Annotated in this window: 14 protein-coding genes and 1 pseudogene; 9 read left to right on the top strand and 6 right to left on the bottom strand. The window is 70.6% G+C overall.

Going from position 1 to position 16742, the window contains the following annotated elements; genetic code table 11:
* Positions 1-61: 61 nt before the first annotated feature.
* The 3 genes from JAO84_RS34530 (at position 62) to JAO84_RS34520 (ending at position 1922) form a co-directional block, all read left to right on the top strand.
* Positions 62-688 (top strand): DUF4240 domain-containing protein, encoded by a 627-nt coding sequence (locus JAO84_RS34530; protein ID WP_370416397.1) that lies wholly within the window; start codon positions 62-64, stop codon positions 686-688.
* A complete protein-coding gene (locus JAO84_RS34525; RefSeq protein ID WP_370416396.1) occupies positions 685-1089 on the top strand; it encodes a hypothetical protein in 405 nt (134 codons plus the stop codon). The genes JAO84_RS34530 and JAO84_RS34525 overlap by 4 nt, the downstream gene beginning before the upstream one ends.
* Positions 1090-1160: 71 nt before the next feature.
* Entirely contained in the window at positions 1161-1922 is a 762-nt protein-coding gene (locus JAO84_RS34520; protein WP_370416395.1) for a DUF4253 domain-containing protein, read from the top strand.
* A gap of 56 nt (positions 1923-1978) precedes the next feature.
* Here the strand turns inward: JAO84_RS34520 and JAO84_RS34515 are convergent, their stop codons facing one another.
* The 3 genes from JAO84_RS34515 to JAO84_RS34505 are packed head-to-tail and all read right to left on the bottom strand — an operon-like array spanning position 1979 to position 3698.
* Positions 1979-2377 (bottom strand): DUF5958 family protein, encoded by a 399-nt coding sequence (locus tag JAO84_RS34515; RefSeq protein WP_370416394.1) that lies wholly within the window; start codon positions 2375-2377, stop codon positions 1979-1981.
* The gene (locus JAO84_RS34510; RefSeq protein ID WP_370416393.1) at positions 2374-3030 is read right to left on the bottom strand and encodes a Fic family protein; all 657 of its coding nucleotides are present in this window, start codon (positions 3028-3030) and stop codon (positions 2374-2376) included. The genes JAO84_RS34515 and JAO84_RS34510 overlap by 4 nt, the downstream gene beginning before the upstream one ends.
* A complete protein-coding gene (locus JAO84_RS34505) occupies positions 3027-3698 on the bottom strand; it encodes a hypothetical protein (RefSeq protein ID WP_370416392.1) in 672 nt (223 codons plus the stop codon). Before JAO84_RS34505 ends, JAO84_RS34510 begins: the two co-directional genes overlap by 4 nt.
* 148 nt (positions 3699-3846) lie before the next feature.
* Here JAO84_RS34505 and JAO84_RS34500 point away from each other — a divergent pair.
* A pseudogene (locus JAO84_RS34500) lies at positions 3847-4476 on the top strand (restriction endonuclease); the annotation flags it as partial.
* Between the two features lie 69 nt (positions 4477-4545).
* Here JAO84_RS34500 and JAO84_RS34495 read toward each other — a convergent pair.
* Positions 4546-6339 (bottom strand): FAD-dependent oxidoreductase, encoded by a 1794-nt coding sequence (locus tag JAO84_RS34495; RefSeq protein WP_370416391.1) that lies wholly within the window; start codon positions 6337-6339, stop codon positions 4546-4548.
* 221 nt (positions 6340-6560) lie between these two features.
* Here JAO84_RS34495 and JAO84_RS34490 point away from each other — a divergent pair, with 221 nt between their 5' ends.
* Both JAO84_RS34490 and JAO84_RS34485 read left to right on the top strand, forming a co-directional pair.
* Positions 6561-7892: a cytochrome P450 gene (locus JAO84_RS34490; RefSeq protein WP_370416390.1), complete on the top strand. Its 1332-nt coding sequence runs from the start codon at positions 6561-6563 to the stop codon at positions 7890-7892.
* A gap of 231 nt (positions 7893-8123) precedes the next feature.
* Positions 8124-8738, top strand: a complete 615-nt coding sequence (locus JAO84_RS34485) for a hypothetical protein (protein ID WP_370416389.1) — start codon at positions 8124-8126, stop codon at positions 8736-8738.
* 35 nt (positions 8739-8773) lie between these two features.
* Here JAO84_RS34485 and JAO84_RS34480 read toward each other — a convergent pair whose 3' ends face one another.
* Together JAO84_RS34480 and JAO84_RS34475 are read right to left on the bottom strand one after the other, a co-directional pair.
* Complete coding sequence (locus JAO84_RS34480; protein ID WP_370416388.1) at positions 8774-9772, bottom strand: helix-turn-helix domain-containing protein; 999 nt, start codon at positions 9770-9772, stop codon at positions 8774-8776.
* Between the two features lie 137 nt (positions 9773-9909).
* Positions 9910-13644: a S8 family serine peptidase gene (locus tag JAO84_RS34475; RefSeq protein WP_370416387.1), complete on the bottom strand. Its 3735-nt coding sequence runs from the start codon at positions 13642-13644 to the stop codon at positions 9910-9912.
* Between the two features lie 242 nt (positions 13645-13886).
* Between JAO84_RS34475 and JAO84_RS34470 the strand changes: the two genes are divergently transcribed.
* Genes JAO84_RS34470 through JAO84_RS34460 form a run of 3 tightly spaced genes read left to right on the top strand, consistent with a single transcriptional unit; the run spans position 13887 to position 16723 of the window.
* Complete coding sequence (locus JAO84_RS34470) at positions 13887-14300, top strand: hypothetical protein (protein WP_370416386.1); 414 nt, start codon at positions 13887-13889, stop codon at positions 14298-14300.
* Between the two features lie 18 nt (positions 14301-14318).
* Entirely contained in the window at positions 14319-15797 is a 1479-nt protein-coding gene (locus tag JAO84_RS34465; protein ID WP_370416385.1) for a gluconokinase, GntK/IdnK-type, read from the top strand.
* Complete coding sequence (locus tag JAO84_RS34460; protein ID WP_370416384.1) at positions 15794-16723, top strand: cyclase family protein; 930 nt, start codon at positions 15794-15796, stop codon at positions 16721-16723. The genes JAO84_RS34465 and JAO84_RS34460 overlap by 4 nt, the downstream gene beginning before the upstream one ends.
* The last annotated feature ends 19 nt before the right edge of the window (positions 16724-16742 follow it).

Genomic DNA, 16742 nt, shown 5'->3' with positions numbered 1-16742 from the left:
CGTCCCCTGACAGCCCTGTCCCTGGCGGTCGATGTCAGTGCGTGGTGGCATGCTCGCGGCCATGAACAGGCAGCAGTTCTGGGTATTGGTCGAGGAAGCCCGCGAGCAGGTGCTCGACACCAGGGACGCCTCCGGCATCGCCTGCCGTACCTCCGAGCTGCTTGCCGGCCGCTCATCACCAGAGATCACCGCAGCAGAGCAGATCCTCTGGGATCTCATGGCCGACTCCTACCGAAATCCGCTGTGGGCCGCCGCCTACGTTCTCAACGGCGGGTGCTCGGACGATGGCTTCGACTACTTCCGCGGCTGGCTGATCGCGCAAGGCCGCACGGTATTCGAGCGCGCCGTTGCTGACCCCGACACACTTGCCGTACTCCCTGATGTCCGTGCTGCCGCGCCTGAAGGGGTCTTCGACTGTGAAGAGATGCTGAGCATCGCCTGGAACGCCCACCAGAAGGCCACCGGCCAGGAACTTCCCGCCGACGTCTTCACCATCCGGTACCCGGGCCTGGACCCAGCCTGGGACTTCGATTTTGACGATCGTGAAGAGATGGCTCGCAGGCTCCCCGCCTTGACCGCGCTGTATTCGTACTCACAGCAGGCGGCAACATCCCGTGTTCCCGACAGAGCCCGGCCTGAGCTGCCCCACCGTAACCGCCCTCAAGTCCTGTCCGGAAGGCCACCATGAGCTGGGACGTGATCCTCCTACGCCTGCCCGACGACGTCACCTCGGTGCAGGAGATCCCTGCCGACTACGCCCCGGACCCGCTCGGCCGGCGAGACGACGTACTCGCGGCTGTCGCCCAGGCCGTTCCCGATGCTGATCTCTCGGACCCCGCGTGGGGTGAGATGTCCAGCCCCACGTCGTCCATCGAACTCAACGTCGGCTCAGAAGACCCGGTGGACACAGTCATGCTCCACATCCGGGGCTCCGGCGACCGCGTGCTGACGCCCGTCCTCCGTCTCGCCGCGGCTCTGCGATGCGAGGCGCTCGACTGCGCCGAAGGGGAGCTGATCACTCCGGGTCAGACCTCGGGCTGGCACGTTTTCCAGCAGTTCCGCGATCGAGTGATGGGACCCTGTCGGTGATACCTCCCGGTCACAGCGCCAGCAGCCGCCCCCTGCGCTCCGAAACCCGATGGGGGCTTCCGCCCGGTCGGATGGTCACGTCCGATGAGGGCGACGGAGATGTACAACCCCTGTGGCTCAGCGACGAGCCGGCCACGGTCGAGCTGTGGACGCGGATGCACGCCGAGCACACGCGCTCCGGACTGTGGCCGCTGCTACTCGACTCGCTGGATCCGAGCAATGGCGAGTTCCGCCCATGGGGATCCGGAGAGATCTTCCCCGAGCAGATGTCGTCCCCGGCGAGCCACGACTCTGCCGGCCTCCTCGCGCAGTGGTGGGCGACCTACACAGCCGTCGGCGAAGACGACGACATGCTCGACACCGACAGGCGCCTCGCCGTCACGGCCCCCTTCGGACAGACCTGGCCCGGCCCCACGCCCAGCCGGGAGACGGCAACGAACCCCGACCATCTGGCCGCCGAGTACGCGCAGGCATTCCTCGCCGACCACCCACAGACACGTCTGGGGCTGGTCGCCGCAGCATCCGGTGCGGAGGCGTTGGCCGCTGTCGGCTGGTCCGGGCCCTGCAACTACGACAACGACACCGCGAAGTTCTCCGCGGTCGTCCGTGACTGGGAACACCGCTTCGGCGCCCGGGTCATCGTGGTCGGGTTCTCCACGCTGCGCCTCAGCGTCGCCGCGCCACCTGTGGACGAGCACGAGGCTCTCCTGGTCGCAGCCGAGCACTTCGCCTTCTGCCCGGACAACATCTGGCAGGGCAGAAGGCCGTACACACTGGCCGCATACGCCGAGCGGATCGCCGGCGCCCATCAATGGGACTTCTGGTGGGACTGATCCACTCCGCGGAAGACGCTCAACCGGGAACCGGCCTTCAGGGATGCGGTGCTGGTTCAAGCGACGGCGGACAGTCTGTGCCACCAGTGACCGCAGCCTTCGGAGCAAAAGCGCTCGCGGCGCCGCGCGTCGGCAACGGTGAGCACCGCGATCAGCAGCCTGAACGACTTCCGGCGCTCGTCCAAGGGTGTGAGGCGGGCGATCTTTCTCAGTTGCTCGTCGATCCGGCCTCGTGAGAGCAGCACTGCGGGCGTATGCGTCGGGCGCAGCCCGGAACGGCGGATGCTCTCTGGTGCGTCCTCGGCGACGGCGCGCGCCTGGATGCAGTGATGGCGCAGGAGCAGCAGCACTTCGGACTGCTCTTCCTGGCTGAGGCCGTCGAACCATTCGACGCCGTCTGACATCGGGCGCATCTCCTGCGCGAGCTCGTTGAGCAGGACATCGCGTTCGTTCATGACTGCCTCCCGTGGGACGGACGCTGTTCCGCGGCGGTGATCAGCATTCCGAGCAGCACCGCCAGGTCGGCCGCGCCTTCGGCGTCGTCGGCCCAGCGGGTGGTCTGCAGTGGGTGAACCTGGTCGAGGAGGACGCCTTCGCGGGCCAGGACGAAGGCCAACGCCAGCATGGCCGCACGGGCGTTGCCGTTTTCGAACGGATGGAAGAAGAGGATATCGAGGTAGGTCCGGGCAGCGCGTGACGGGAGGGGCAGATCAGATTGAGAGCTCTCTGACAGGCATTGCTCGAACAGCGCCTCCATATTGGGGGCAAGACCGTAGCGCTCCCGTCCGCCCTTCGCGAAGGCCGGCATCGTACGGAAACCGACGACGTCATGGCCCAGCACGGTTCGCTGCCACTTTGACATGAGGGCGAAGGTCAACGGCCTGTCTTGCTCCGCGTCGGCGAAGGTCACGCCGAGGGCGGTCAAGACCCGCGCGGTTCCCTCGCTGTCGCGTTTGCCGCGCGTTGCCACGAAGAAGTTCCGGAAGCCGTCGCGGGCCGGTGGTCCGTAGACAAGGCATGCGCCGCGCCAGGATGGCCAGACGATCTCCGTCCGGATGCGCAGCCAATCGGCAAGGCTGTCCTTCGGTCGGCCGGGCCCGGAAGTCATCTGATTCCGCCCAAGCCTCTGGCGAACCGCGAGCTCACCGCGTCGACCACCAGGACGTCAGGTGCGATCCAACTGCCGAAACGGCCGCCGACCGCGTTCTCGACGACCTCCTCGGCCCGGCCCTCGTCCACGCCGTTGGAGGCGAGGAACCACCGGAGAACTTGCATGCAATGCCCGTACCAGCCGCTCTCGGCCTGGGTACGGTCGGCCACCACGGTGACCAGGCGCGTGCACGCCCGCTCCCAGTACCAGAGGTCCGCCGAAAGCACCGGCCTGTTACGCGGTGGAGCAACGGCCGCGAACCGCCCCGTCAGGTCCTCCAGCCAGCCACGCCATTCCCGAAGGGCCTCAACAACCAGCGGGGCAGTCGCTTCCGGGGTCGTCACGGAGTCGGATGAACAGCACCAGGCCTCGACGACACCTCCGTCGATGTCACCCTCACCGACCGACCAGTTCCATCCGCAGGCCCATCGGCCGTACCGGCCCACCAGGAACTCGGTAACGGGATCCAACGAACGCCGGCGATCCTCAAGGGCGACTTCAGCACTGGGCAGCAAGGGCGCGACAAGGCTCGCCAACTCCTCCGCCACATCGTCGTCCATCTCGAACGGATGTCGAGCCGGATCCACTTCTGCCCATGTCAAAGTATGCGCCCACAGTTCACTCACCGCCCCACTCTGCCTTGCGTAGCAACCTTGACTCCACCCCATATCGCGTGGCCGCCCATGAGCAGGAAACGAGCTTCGGTCATCTGGGAAGCGATCTTCAACCGTTTCGGACAGGTCTGGATGGCGGCGCTCGTGAACACCCCTGTCAGTGGCGTCACTTACGCTTCCCTCAGCACAGCGTGTTGCACGTAAGGGGATCCTCTTGAGGACCGAGCTGACAGCGCGGCCGACCGTGCCGCAGCAGCCATTGCTCCCAGGCGTGGAGACCGACGTCGAGACTCTGCATGGGCGCCTGGAGGCGCTGCGAACCAATCTGTCGCGCTCCGCCGACCTGTTGCCGGAACATTCAGTGAGGCTCCATCATCCACGGACCGATGCGTTTGAACCTGGCCGCATACGTTCAGACTTCGCCGTCTTCCAGGATGTCGCGAAATGCGACGCGGCACTCGATGACATTCATCGAGCCCTCGTCGGTCTCCTGCGGGAGGTCATCGCGCTAGACCTCAAAGCCGTGGACATCGCCCATCACTCCGATTTCGAACAGCTCGTCGCCGACCTCCTGGACCGCGACGGCTACCGAATCGGGCGCTCGGGCGGAGGGGCCGGCGACATGGGCGCCGACGTCCTGGCGGTCGACGAGGTCGGTAGACGCATCATGATCCAGTGCAAGCACTTCCGGGACGGCAACGGACCGGTGGGGCAACCGGTCGTACAGCACCTGTACGGCGGGGCCATGGCGGACCATCCCTCGACGCTCCCGATCGTGGTCACGAACGGCCGGTTCACGGGCGGGGCGCAGATGTGGGCGGAGGAGCGTGACCGGGTCCGGCTCGTAGACCCTGAGCCCTCAGCCCATGTCGAGCGCGTTGCGCAGGCCGAGGCGGTAGCGCAGACGGTCGTGGCGCTTGAGCCCCTCCAGCTCCGGGGCCCGGAAGAGCGGGCGGACCTCGCAGCGCGCGGCGGGCGAGCCGGTGCTGTCGAGGAGGGCGTTGACGGCCTGGCGGGCGGAGGCGTTGGCGCCTTCCATCGTGGCGAGGTCGATGTCGACCGCCACGTAGTCGCCGGCCAGGAAGAAGTTGGGGATCTTGGTGGCGGCCTGCGGGCGATGGTGGAAGGTGCCGACCGGGTGGATGAGGAGCTGGTCCTCGTTGGTGGGGTTCGGCGTGCCGAGGCCGTCGACTCCCGGGTCCAGGAACCAGGAGTGCAGCGCGCTGTCCTTCAGGACCGTACGGCCGGTGTCGTTGAACGCGGCTTTCAACTGCGCCCAGACCTCCCGGGCGACCTCGGCGCGGGTGCACTGTTTGGCTGTCTTGCCGTAGAGGATGCCGGGTCGGTCCCATTCCGAGATGTCCACGGAGAGACAGTCGACAGCGGCTCCGTCGCCGTAGTCGGCGGGGAAGTCGCGGGACGGCCAGTGGCGCGCCTGCTGAATGGCCGTCAAGGACCAGGGGGAGTCGATGCAGTTGGCGTGTCCGGCGAGGAGCGGCGCGTGTTCGGTGAGATAGAACTGGATGCCCGTCATCCAGTCCGTCTCCAGCTTGTCGCACCGTGCCAGCTGCGGATCCGCCGCCCGCAGGGCCGCGCCCCAGGTCCGCCGGGCGTGCTCCACCGGCATCGCGGAGACGTAGTGATCGGCGGTCACCGAGCGGCGGACACCCTGCGGATCCTCGACGACGGCCGCGCCGATCCGCCCGGAACCGGCGTCGTATTCCAGCTCCCGTACCGTCCAGCCGATGCGGAACTCCACCCCGAGGCCCGTCAGATGAGCCGCCCAGGGATCGATCCAGGCCTCGTTGGTGGGCAGGTTCAGGATCCGGTCGAGGGGCCCGTCGGCGCCGCGCCCCAAGGCGTTGAAGGCGAAGGCCTCCAGGAGGGTGGCGACCGTACGGGTGCTGGCCTCCTCGGCCTTCGTCGCGACGATGTTGCGGGTCAGCCCGACGGCCAGGATGCGCTGGTAGTCGTAGCTCATCCGCTCGGCCCGCAGGAACTCCCACCAGGGTGTCCGTTCCCACGCCTCGTCACGCCGCTCGTCGCAGCTGGTCAGGAAGACGAGGAAGCGGTTGACGAAGTACGCGGCCTCGTGGAGCGGGATGGAACGGGCGGTGTCGAGGAGAGCCGTCAGGGCGCGGCTGATCTCGTCGAGGGTGAGCTCGGCGGGCCTGTGCCCCGGCCAGTGGAGCGGGATGCGCAGGTCCTCGCGGCCGGTGCGGGCGAAGGACATCTCGGCCGGAGCGACGAGGTTGTCCCAGACTCCATTGGCGTTCCCCGGGAAGGGGATGCGCCGCATCGTGTCGGGGAGATTGTGGTAGATGCCGGGGATGAACCGGAAGCCGTGCTCGGCGGGGAGCGGGCGCCGGCTGCCGTGCGCGCTGTCCGGCACGTCCATGGAGCGGGCCTTGCCGCCCAGCGCCCGGCGCTCGTAGACGGTGACCAGAAAGCCGCGCTCGGCCAGCTCGTGGGCCGCGGTCAGGCCCGCGACGCCACCGCCGAGCACGGCCACGGACTGCGGCGTGGACGGCTCCGCGGCAACGGCCGGTACGGCGCCGGGCGCGACCACCCCGACGGCGGCCGCTCCGGTCGTGGCGGCCACACCGGCCACGCCGGCCACGAAGGTGCGTCGTGAGGTTCCCGTACGATCCATACCCCAACCCCTTTACCGGCGGTAACCCGATGTCCGACGCAGGAGCATAGGGGCGTCCCACCGGTCCCGGAAGTTGCGTGCGGGTCCCGTTCACAGTTGGCGCGATCCCGCCCCTCGCACGGCGTGCCATGGGGAGCGGTCCGGTCTCACCTGCGCCTTTGGCGTAGTGATGCCGGGCACATCCGACCGGAGAACGCGTCTCCCGCGTGTAACCTCCGGCCGTGACTTCCCCGGCCCTGGAGGCGTTCCCACCCGGCACCGGAGCAGCCCGGGGCCGCTCCGCGGTCGATCCCGCGTTCTCCGGGACTCCCGATCCGCTCGGTCTGCTCGACCTGCTCGACGTGTTCGGCGAGCCCTTCGTCCGGGACCCGCACCCCTGGCTGGAACTCCTGCGGACCGAGTCCCCCGTCCACCACGACCCCGGCACCGGACTGTGGCTGGTCAGCCGGCACGAGGACATACGGCGGGTCCTGTTGAACCCGGAGGACTTCCTGCCGGACAACGCCCAGCACGCCGTCACCCCGCTGCCCGTCTCCGTGCTCAGGATCCTTGCCCGCGCGGGCTTCATGCTTCCGCCCGCGCTCGCCAACAACGGCACCGAGAGCCACGCGGGACTGCGCCGCCTGGTCACACGGTTCTTCCACGCGCGGCGCGTCGAAGCAGCCGTGCCCGTGATCGAGCGGATCGCCGGGGAGCTGCTCGCGCGGGTGCGGTCCACGCTGGACGCCGCCGGCTCCTGCGATCTGTTCGCCCCGTACGCGCAGATCCTTCCGTGCCGGGTCCTGATGGAGCTGCTCGGCATCGAGGACATCGAGCCGACGACGCTGATCCGCTGGAGCGACGCCTCGCTGGAGCTGTTCTACGGCAGGCCGTCTCCGGAACGGCAGCCGGAGCTGGCGGAACTCGTCGCGGACTTCCACCGATGGCTCACCGCGACCGTCCGGAGCGGCACGGTTCCCGAGGACTCCTTCATCGGGGCGCTCCGCCGCCATCGGCTGCCCGGCGGTGAGCCTCTGGACGTGCGGACGGCAGTCGCCGCCTGCTTCTTCGTCTTCATCGCCGGTCAGTCCACCACCGGGCAGCTCATCGCCACGGTGCTCCGCCGCGTGTCCTCGGAACCGGGCCTGTGGACACGGGTGGCCGGCGAAGCCGGGCTCGCCGAGGCGTGGGTCGAGGAGGTCCTGCGCCGGGAACCGCCGGTGACGACATGGCGCCGACTCACCGCGCGGGCCGTCTCGCTGGGCGGGGTACGCCTGCCGGCCGGCGCCCCGTTGCTCCTCATGCTGATGGGCAGCGGGTCTGATCCGGAGGTGTTCGCGGAACCCGCGACGATGTGTCCGTACCGGCCCGAGATCCGCCATCACCTGGCCTTCGGTGCCGGCCGTCACCGGTGCCCGGGCGCCTCCCTGGCGCGCACGGAGGCGACCGTGGCCCTGCGGGCGGCGGCACGTGCCCTTCCCGGCATCCTGCCGGCCGACGGGCCGGCAGAGCCTCCCATGCTCGGCCTGCTGTCGTTCCGGGCGCCGCTGGAAGTGCCGGTGAGAGTGCCGTAGGCCGCCACCCGGTCAGGCGGCAGAGCACTGACAGGCGTGGTAGCACGGTGGAGCGGAAGGTGCGGGTTCTGCGGCATGGGTGCCGTCGACACGCCCGCCCCATCTTCCGAGCGCAGGACGACGCCAACCGCTCGCACTCGACCGTAAGGGCCCGCCACCGTGACCGGACGCATCCCCGAGCCGCCCGAGACTCCGAGTGCGCACGGGCCCGTCGGTGAGAGCCGGTGGCCGATGGCCACCGCTGTCGTCGCCACCATGGTGCTGACCATCCTGCTCCCCGACGACCTCCGCCTCGCGCCTCGCTGGGTGCTCCCGGCCGTCGAGGGACTGCTCCTGCTCGCGCTCATCGCCGGCGACCCGGGCCGGATCGACCGGCGATCGACGGTGCTGCGCACCATGTCGATCGCCCTGGTGTGCGTGCTCGCGCTCAGCGCCGTCTGGTCCACCGCCCAGCTGGTCGACGACATCCTCCAGGGCGGCAAGGAGACCAGCTCCGCCACCAGCCTGCTGCAGAGCGGCACCACGGTGTGGGCCTGCACGGTTCTGGCCTTCTCCCTGCTGTACTTCGAGCTCGACTGCGGTGGGGCGGCGGCCCGTCTCCATCACATGCCCGCCACGCCCGCGCTCGCCTTCCCGCAGCAGCTCAACCCCGAAGTGGCAGAGGCCGACTGGCGGCCCCGCTTCGTCGACTACCTCTACCTCGCGCTGACCAACGCCACCGCGTTCAGCCCCACCGACGTGATGCCCCTGGCTCCCTGGGCCAAGATCGCCATGGGCATTCAGTCCCTGGTCTCCCTGCTCATCCTCGGGCTGGTGGTCGCCCGCGCCGTCAACGTCCTCGCCTGATCGTCGATGCCTGATCGTCGATGCCTGATCCCCGATCAGGTTCCCGAGGGCTCCACCCAGCCGGCTCGCACGGCGTGGGCGCCCAGCTGCATCCGGGTCCGCACCCCGGCCAGGTCCATGAGATGGCGCAGCCGCCGGTGCAGCGTACGCGCCGACAGACCGAGCTGGGTCGCGGCCGACAGGTCCGTCAGACCGGCCAGGAGCAGCGCGAGGATCCTGCGGTCGAGCTCGGTCGGGCCCTCGGGGCCGACCTCGGTGATCGCTTCGGACGCGCCCTCCGTGCCCGACAACCGGAGCGGCTGGGCCGTGCGCCACACCGTCTCGAACAGGGCGTCCAGCGCGTCCAGCAGGCCGCTGCGGTGCAGCAGCACAGCGCCGGGCTCACCCGCCGGGGTGACCGCGAGCGGGACCAGGCCCAGATCGGCGTCGGCGAGCACGAGCTTCATCGGCACCTGGTCCGCGACCCGCAGTTCCACACCGTTGCGCAGGGATTCGATGGCGTCCTGGACGATGCCCGGCTCGGCCAGGACCTCGCGGTCCAGTACGGCGCGGAAGTGCACCCCGCGGCCGAGGGCCATGGGCTCGGCCGTGTTCTCGTCCGGCGGCAGGGCGACGAACGGTGCGGTGATGAAGGAGCGGACCTGTGTCCGGGCCGCCTGCTGCACCTGGAGGAAGCGGTGCCGGATGGCGTCGACGCCGGTGACGACCTCGATCAGATCGGTGATGCTGCTGCCGGTCATCGCGGCCCGGTGTTCCTCGGCGAAGGTGACCAGCGCCTGCTCGGCCGTGCGCAGTTCGTCCCGGCGCCGGCCGATGAGGGCGCCGAGGGCCATGGCCGGCGGCGCGGCGGTGAAGCGGGCGTCCGCCGACCGGGTCGCCAGGCCGCACTCGACCAGGCGCGACAGGGCCTGGTCGACGGGGGCGTGGGACAGCGCGAGCTGGTCCGAGAGAAGGGCCACGGTGGTGTCGGGCCGTCCGATCAGCGCCCGGTAGACGCGCTCCTCGTCGGGTTCGAGGCCCAGAACATCCAGCATCGGCGATCGACTCTCTTCCGCTTGCCGCAGCGGGGAGAGTATGCGCCACGGTGGCAGACCGTGAAAAGACCCTGCTGGGAGCGGGTGCGCGGGGAAGGGCCCCGGGGCGTCGCCGCCCCGGGGCCCGATGGTGGGGCTCATCGCAGGCCGTACGCCCGGATGATCTCGCTCTTGACGCCGAAGCCCCGGTCCGTCCCGGCGCCCGCGCGGAGCGAGACGAAGCCGCCCGGCTTCTTGGCCGTCCTGAAGGATCCGGTCCAGGAGCCGTCGTTGCCCTTGGCCAGGGTCACCTTCTGCCAGGTGGCGCCGTCGTCGTACGAGACGTCGAGCGTCACCGTGGTGACCTTGCCCGGCACGGCGCCCAGGTCCGTCGACACCGGCTTGAGCGCGATCTCCTGGGTCGCGTTGGCCCTGACGTCACCGTGCAGGTCCGTCTCCAGCCGGTAGTCCAGGTTCAGCACTGAGAACGGCTCGAAGAACTCCGAGTCGACGGTGCCGGACCTGAAGGTCCACTCGGTGTGGGTGCGCGTCGACAGCCGGAAGAGGTCGGCGGGCCGCTCCGCATCGAGGACGGCACGGTAGGGCAGCTCACCGGCCGGCACCTCCACCCACTGCATGTCCGAGCTGTTCGGGTTGTCGTGGATGAGCGTGTCGCCCTGGAAGATCTGCAGGTGGGTCGGCGTCTCGCCCCACGGCAGGTAGCCGCCGAGGCGCATGGCGTCGCTGGCCGAGGCCCACGGCTGCACGTTCCAGGTCATGTAGTTCTGCCAGCGGGAGTTGTAGACGCCGAAGGACTCGCTCTGGCCCGGCCGGGTCGCCGGAGCGAACCAGTCGAGACGGGTCGTGCTGCCCTTGGCGTACCTGTTGTCCCCCGACACCATCGACCACGGCAGGGCGGTGTCCATGCCCTGGGTGTGGAACTCCCGCCAGACCTGACCGGGGGTCACCCACTCGGTGCGGGTGCCCGGGTGCCACTCTGCCTCGGGGAAGTTGAACGACGGGCTGAGGGTGAAGTCCGACCGGTAGCCCTCGGCGAGGCGGCCGCCCGCGGCCGCATAGTAGCGGGCGTCGATCCGGGCGAGGTCGGCTTTGGTGGGCTGGTAGACCAGGGCCCGGTCCGGCACCTGGCCGGGGTAGTCGCGGGTCAGGTCGTAGACGAACGGCGTGTACTCGGTCTGCCGCACGGTCAGCTTGAGGTTGCCGGCCCTGGCCTTCGCCACGAGGGCCCGGCCCGCGTCGCGGTGCACGGTGGCGACCGGAATGGCCGACTCGCCGACGTACTCCAGCAGTCCGCCGACGCCGTCGTTGACCACGATCAGGGCCTTCGCCCCGGCCGCGGCCGCGGCGGCGACGCGCTCCTCCGGCGCGACCTCGTCGCTGCGCTCGACGACGGCGACCTTGCCCTTCGCGCCCAGCCGCTCGTAGTCGGCTGCGGCGCCCTTGCCCGCGTAGACCGCGGTCAGCCGGTCCGTGGCGGTGCCCAGGGCGCTGCCGCCCTGCACCAGGGTCTCGAGGTCGAGCCGGCCGTCGGCCGTGCTCAGGCCGAGCTGCGGCTCGCCCTTGCGCCAGCGGGTGATCAGCGTGAACTCGCCCTGCGTCATCGGCTCCGTCGGGGAGACGTAGACGTCGTCGTAGGTCGGCGGCAGCACGTACGCGCCGCGGTAGTCCCACCACGGGTCGAAGCCGGTGTAGTGGACGTTGAAGTCGACCTTGCGCTGGCGGTCCTGGGTGCGCTGCGGCGCCTCGGTCCGCAGCAGGTGTGCCTTGCTCGCGTCGAGGACCACGTCCGCGGAGGCGTCCTTGAGCACGGTCTCCGGGTCGACGAGGACGGCCAGGCCCGAGCGGTCCGCCCGCTCGCCGGTCACGTCGAGGTAGGCGGCGACGGTGTACCGGCCGGGGGCCATGCGCATGGTGGCGGAGCCGTCGACGTAGAGCGACCAGGGCCAGCCGTCGCCCGCCAGGTTGACCGAGACCCAGCCGGCGGCGGGCTTGCCGTCCCGGCCGACCAGCTTGATGTTCAGGTCGTAGCGCTCCTCCTCCTTGAGCAGCGCCACGGAGGTGCGGGTCACCGGCCGTCCGGTGGCCGCGTCGGTGCCGATCACGTAGCCGGCGTGCCGTCCGGCCGAGGCGGCCTGCGGGTCGCCGGTCACCGGGACGGTCGCCTTGCCGCCCGCCGGGACCGTCACCGTGGCGGCGCCCAGCGAGAACGGGCCGTCCGTGTCGGTCAGCGCCAGGTTCAGCGTGACGTCGGCGGAACCGGAGTTGGTGAAGGTCAGGTCCTTCGTGACGGCGGTGTCGCTCGGCTCGTGGGGCCAGGTGTGGTTGCCGAAGAAGAGCGATCCGGTGCCGCGGACCGCGGTGCGCACGGCGGCGGTCACGTCGAGACGGCCGGTGCCGATCTCGTACGGCGAGTAGGCGGCGTCGAGGCCCTTCGCGGTGCTCATCAGGTGTTCCTTGAGCTGCGCGCCGGTCCAGTCGGGGTGCTGCTGTGCCAGGAGCGCCGCCGCGCCGACGACGTGCGGGGTGGCCATCGAGGTGCCGCTGAGGGTGCGGTAGAGGCCCTCGCCGCCGTCGGTCATCTCCTGCGAGCGGGCGGCGGTGATGTCCACGCCCGGCGCGGCGATGTCCGGCTTCATGCCGCCGGAGTACGCCAGCGGGCCGGTGCTGGAGAAGGACGCGAGCCGGTCCTGCTTGTCCGTGGCCGCCACGGTCAGCGCCGCGGCGGCCGCGCCCGGGGCGGAGATGGTCTCGGGGCCCGCGTTGCCGGCGGCTATGACGAACAGCGTGCCGTACTGCGCGGAGAGCGTGTCGACCAGCTGCGACATCGGGTCGCTGCCGTCCGTGGGGTAGGAGTCGCCGAGGCTCATGTTGACGACGTCTGCGCCGGACTCGGCGGCCCACTGCATGCCGGCCATGACCCAGGAGTCCTGGCCGGAACCCTCGGCGCCGCCGAGCACCTTGCCGACGTAGAGGTCGGCCCCGGGCGCGACGCCCTTGTTCTCGCCCCCGGACGCGGCGCCCGAGCCGACGATCGTGCCGGCCACATGCGTGCCGTGCCCGTTGACGTCGGTGACGCCCTCACCGGGCACGAAGCTGGTCGTGCCGTCGATCAGCCCGGCGAAGTCGGGGTGGTTGACGTCGATGCCGGTGTCGAGCACCGCGACCTTGACGCCCTTGCCGGTGTAGCCGGCGGCCCAGGCCTCGGGCGCGCCGATCAGCGGCACGCTCTCCTTCAGGGCGGGCTTCACCCGGCCGTCGAGCCACAGCTTCTCCACACCCGCGCCCAAGCGCGTGCCGCCCCGCGGCGCGACGGTGTTCCAGAAGGTGCGGGCCTGGCGCTTCTCGGTGCTGAGCGCGGCGGCGCCGATGCCCTTGAGCTTGCGGGTCAGCCTGCTTCCCCGGGGGGCGGTCGGTTCGACGGCCGCGCGGGACTTCGGCGGGGTGTACGTCGCGATCAGCGGCACCGCGCCCGACTTCGCGTCGTCGTACCCCATCTCGATCAGGTCGGTGACGTTGAACAGCCGCCGGTCCAGCGTGCCGGCTCCGAGCAGCGGCCCGGCCTCGTCCGGGATGACGAACAGGTCGCCCTTGATCTCCTGGAGTCTGACACCGCCGAAGGCGTCGTCCGGTCGGTCGACGTCGGCCATCTGCTTGCCGTCGGCGGTCGTGGTGACCGTGACGATGTCGCCGGTGACCAGGGTGACCCGATGGGTCGCCGAGGGCTTGGCGGGGACGGCCGGCTTGCTCGGAGCGGCCTGGGCCGGTGCCTGCGCGACGGCGAGACCCGAGGCGAGGAGGGGCACCGCGACGGCTGCGGAGAGCAGCTGCCGGCGCCTGCGCCGGACGGCGGAAGGATGCGAGGGGAAGGACATGCCATGGGTCTATCGACCGGTGAACACCGTCGTGAAGGCCCCGTGACGGCAAGTCCTCGCCATGGCAAGGGTTTGCCAGCCGCGAACCGTGCGATGACGGGTGGAAACCGCCGTACGGCCGACACGCGCCGAAACCCGCCGACACCCGCCGAGGTGCGTCGGCGGGCGTCGGGCGTCAGATTGGAGGTATCCGACCGACCGGACGGAGACGTCTCGGTGGGCAGAGGTTCGAGGAGCGTGTCATGACGACTGATACGAGCGCACGCGGTCGGCAAGGCGAAGCGCACACCAGCGGTTGGCTGGTGTTCGCCGCCGTCATCATGATCTTCAGCGGCATCATGACGCTGCTCGGAGGCATTTCGGCCATCGCCAAGGACGATGTGTTCGTGGCCACGCGCGACTACGTCTACCAGTTCAGCCTCACCGGCTGGGGATGGGTCCATCTCATCCTGGGCATCCTGATCGCGCTCACCGGCGCCGCCCTGTTCAGCGGTGCCACGTGGGCCCGGGTCGTCGGCGTGGCGCTGGCCGGTCTCAGCATGATCGCCAACTTCATGTGGCTTCCCTACACGCCGTGGTGGGCACTGCTGATCATCGCCATCGACGCGCTCGTCATCTGGGGGCTGTGCGTCGCGCCACGGCCGGTGAGGGACTGACGTCCCGGAGCGGCACCCGTGGCACTCGGAGCGGCGACCGGAGGGCTGCCGCGCATCGTGCTCGTCATCGGCGTCGCCGGCTCGGGCAAGTCGACCGTGGGGCGTCTCCTCGCCGAGCGGCTGGACTGGGCGTACCGGGACGCGGACGAGTTCCACTCCGAGGCCGACCGCGCCAAGATGGCCGCCGGCCGTCCGCTCACGGACAGCGACCGGCGGCCGTGGCTGGAGGCGATCGGGGCCTGGATGGACCGGACGATCGCAGCCGGCGGGCAGGCCGTCGTCACCTGCTCGGCGCTCAAGCGCGACTACCGGAACGGGCTCCTTGCAGGGCGGCCCGAGGTTCTTCTGGTGTACCTGCACGGCTCGCGCGAGCTGCTGGAGTCCCGGCTGGCCGCGCGGGACGGTCACTTCTTCCCGGCGGACCTGCTGGACAGCCAGCTCGCGGTGCTCCAGGAACCGGAGCCCGACGAGCACCCGTTGGTGGTGGAGATCGACCAGCCTCCGGAGGCCGTCGTCGCGGCGGTGCTGTCGCTGATGCCCGGGGAGTCCGCTGTCGGGACACCGCCGGCCGAGTCCCCGGGCCCCACAGGCGCCACGTGGCGGTTGGTCCGGGGAGAGCAGAGCGCGGTCGTGGTCCAACTGGGTGGCGCCCTGCGCGAGTACGTCGTGAACGGCCGACCGCTGCTTGACGGGTTCTCCGCGGGGTCCGCGATCACCGGCGGGCGGGGGCAACTGCTCGTCCCCTGGCCGAACCGGGTCGGCGACGGACGCTACCGCTTCGACGGCAGGAGCCTGCAACTCCCGCTGACCGAAGTGGAGAAGAGCAACGCGATCCACGGACTGCTGCGCTGGACCCTGTGGAGGCTGCTGGCCCGCACCGAGGACTCGGTGCTGCTCGGTACGACGCTCTGCCCCCAGCCGGGCTATCCGTTCCTCCTCGACGTCCGTGTCGAGTACCGGCTGGGCCCGGACGGGCTCAGTACCGCCGTCCACGCCACCAACACCGGTACGGAGCCCGCACCGTACGGCGTGGGGCAGCATCCCTATCTGACGATCGGCACCGACCTCGTCGACAGCGCCGTGCTGACGGTCCCCGCGCGGTACCTGCTGCGTACCGACGACCGGGGCCTGCCCGACGGCTGGGAGGCCGTCGACGGCACGCCGTACGACTTCCGTACCGCCCGGCCCATCGTCGAGCTCCGCCTGGACACCGCCTTCACCGGGCTCGACCGAAGTCCTGACGGGCGGGCGACCGTACGGCTCGCGCACCCCTCCGGACGGCACGGCGTCGATCTCTGGCTCGGCGAGGGGACCCGCTGGGTGCAGGTGTACACGGGTGACACGCTGCCCGAGGCCGCCGAGCGGCGGCGAGCCGTCGCCGTGGAGCCCATGTCCTGTCCGCCGGACGCCTTCCGCAGCGGCACGGACCTCACCGTCCTGCGGCCGGGCGCGACGCATGTGCTGCGGTGGGGGCTGAGCCCCTGGGGGTACTCATGACCCCGGACGAGTTCCGGGAGCTCTACGAGCGCCTGCGACGACAGGCGCCCGGAGAGGCGGCCCGGCCGGCGGTGGACGACCGGTGCGGCGCGCTCCGCCATCTGACTCCCGAGCGGGTGGCGGCGGCCGCCGCCGAAGTCCGCCTCGGACGCTCGGTGTCGCTGGCGGCTCCGATCGACACCGTGCGCGGGCCTGACGATCCCGAGCCGGCGGTGCACCGGATGACCGGGCCGAGCCCGGGCGATGTCGCCTCCGGCGCACTGTGCTTCGCCACGGACCGCTTCGCCATGAACGTGCACGGCGACGCGGACAGCCATCTCGACGCCCTCTGTCATGTCGTGTTCGACGGGGAGCTCTACGGCGGGGTGCCCGCCGGCACCGTGACGGCCGAGGGCGCCCGCAGTCTCTCCGTGTCCCTGGTCGAGAACGGCATCGTCGGCCGGGGCGTCCTCCTCGACATCCCGCGGCTCCGCGGCGTGCGCTGGCTGGAGCCGGGCGACCAGGTGACCCCGGACGATCTGACGGCTGCCGAGGCCGCGCAGGGGGTCCGCGTCGGACCGGGCGACCTGCTGTTCGTCAGGGTGGGGCACCGTCTCCGGCGCACCGAACTCGGGCCGTGGAACGCGGCGGAGGCACGGGCGGGTCTGCACCCGGCGGCCGTGGAGTTCCTGGCCGAGCGCGAGGTCGCGGCCCTGGGCGGAGACGGCAACAACGACACCGCGCCCAGTGCGGTGGCGGACGTCGCCTTCCCCGTACACGTCCTGGCCATCCACGCCCTGGGCATCCACCTCATGGACTACCTGCAGTTCGAGGATCTCGTCCCGGTCTGCGCGCGGGCCGGGCGCTGGAGCTTCCTGTGCGCCGTGGCTCCCCTGCGGCTGACCGGAGCCACCGGGTCGCCCGTGAACCCGATCGCGGTCCTGTGAGCCGGGCCTCGCTCCTGGG

The sequence above is a fragment of the Streptomyces fradiae genome (genome assembly GCF_041270065.1).
Taxonomy (GTDB): Bacteria; Actinomycetota; Actinomycetes; order Streptomycetales; family Streptomycetaceae; genus Streptomyces.
Note: the sequence above shows the minus strand (reverse complement) of the source record. Positions and strands in the feature narration are given on the sequence as shown.

What these genes read in the sequence shown, in the direction of transcription:
- JAO84_RS34530 (WP_370416397.1), top strand. Translation starts at nt 62, where the DNA reads ATGAACAGGCAGCAGTTCTGGGTATTGGTCGAGGAAGCCCGCGAGCAG.
- JAO84_RS34525 (WP_370416396.1), top strand. Translation starts at nt 685, where the DNA reads ATGAGCTGGGACGTGATCCTCCTACGCCTGCCCGACGACGTCACCTCG.
- JAO84_RS34520 (WP_370416395.1), top strand. Translation starts at nt 1,161, where the DNA reads ATGGTCACGTCCGATGAGGGCGACGGAGATGTACAACCCCTGTGGCTC.
- JAO84_RS34515 (WP_370416394.1), bottom strand. Translation starts at nt 2,377, where the DNA reads ATGAACGAACGCGATGTCCTGCTCAACGAGCTCGCGCAGGAGATGCGC.
- JAO84_RS34510 (WP_370416393.1), bottom strand. Translation starts at nt 3,030, where the DNA reads ATGACTTCCGGGCCCGGCCGACCGAAGGACAGCCTTGCCGATTGGCTG.
- JAO84_RS34495 (WP_370416391.1), bottom strand. Translation starts at nt 6,339, where the DNA reads ATGGATCGTACGGGAACCTCACGACGCACCTTCGTGGCCGGCGTGGCC.
- JAO84_RS34485 (WP_370416389.1), top strand. Translation starts at nt 8,124, where the DNA reads ATGGCCACCGCTGTCGTCGCCACCATGGTGCTGACCATCCTGCTCCCC.
- JAO84_RS34480 (WP_370416388.1), bottom strand. Translation starts at nt 9,772, where the DNA reads ATGCTGGATGTTCTGGGCCTCGAACCCGACGAGGAGCGCGTCTACCGG.
- JAO84_RS34475 (WP_370416387.1), bottom strand. Translation starts at nt 13,644, where the DNA reads ATGTCCTTCCCCTCGCATCCTTCCGCCGTCCGGCGCAGGCGCCGGCAG.
- JAO84_RS34470 (WP_370416386.1), top strand. Translation starts at nt 13,887, where the DNA reads ATGACGACTGATACGAGCGCACGCGGTCGGCAAGGCGAAGCGCACACC.
- JAO84_RS34460 (WP_370416384.1), top strand. Translation starts at nt 15,794, where the DNA reads ATGACCCCGGACGAGTTCCGGGAGCTCTACGAGCGCCTGCGACGACAG.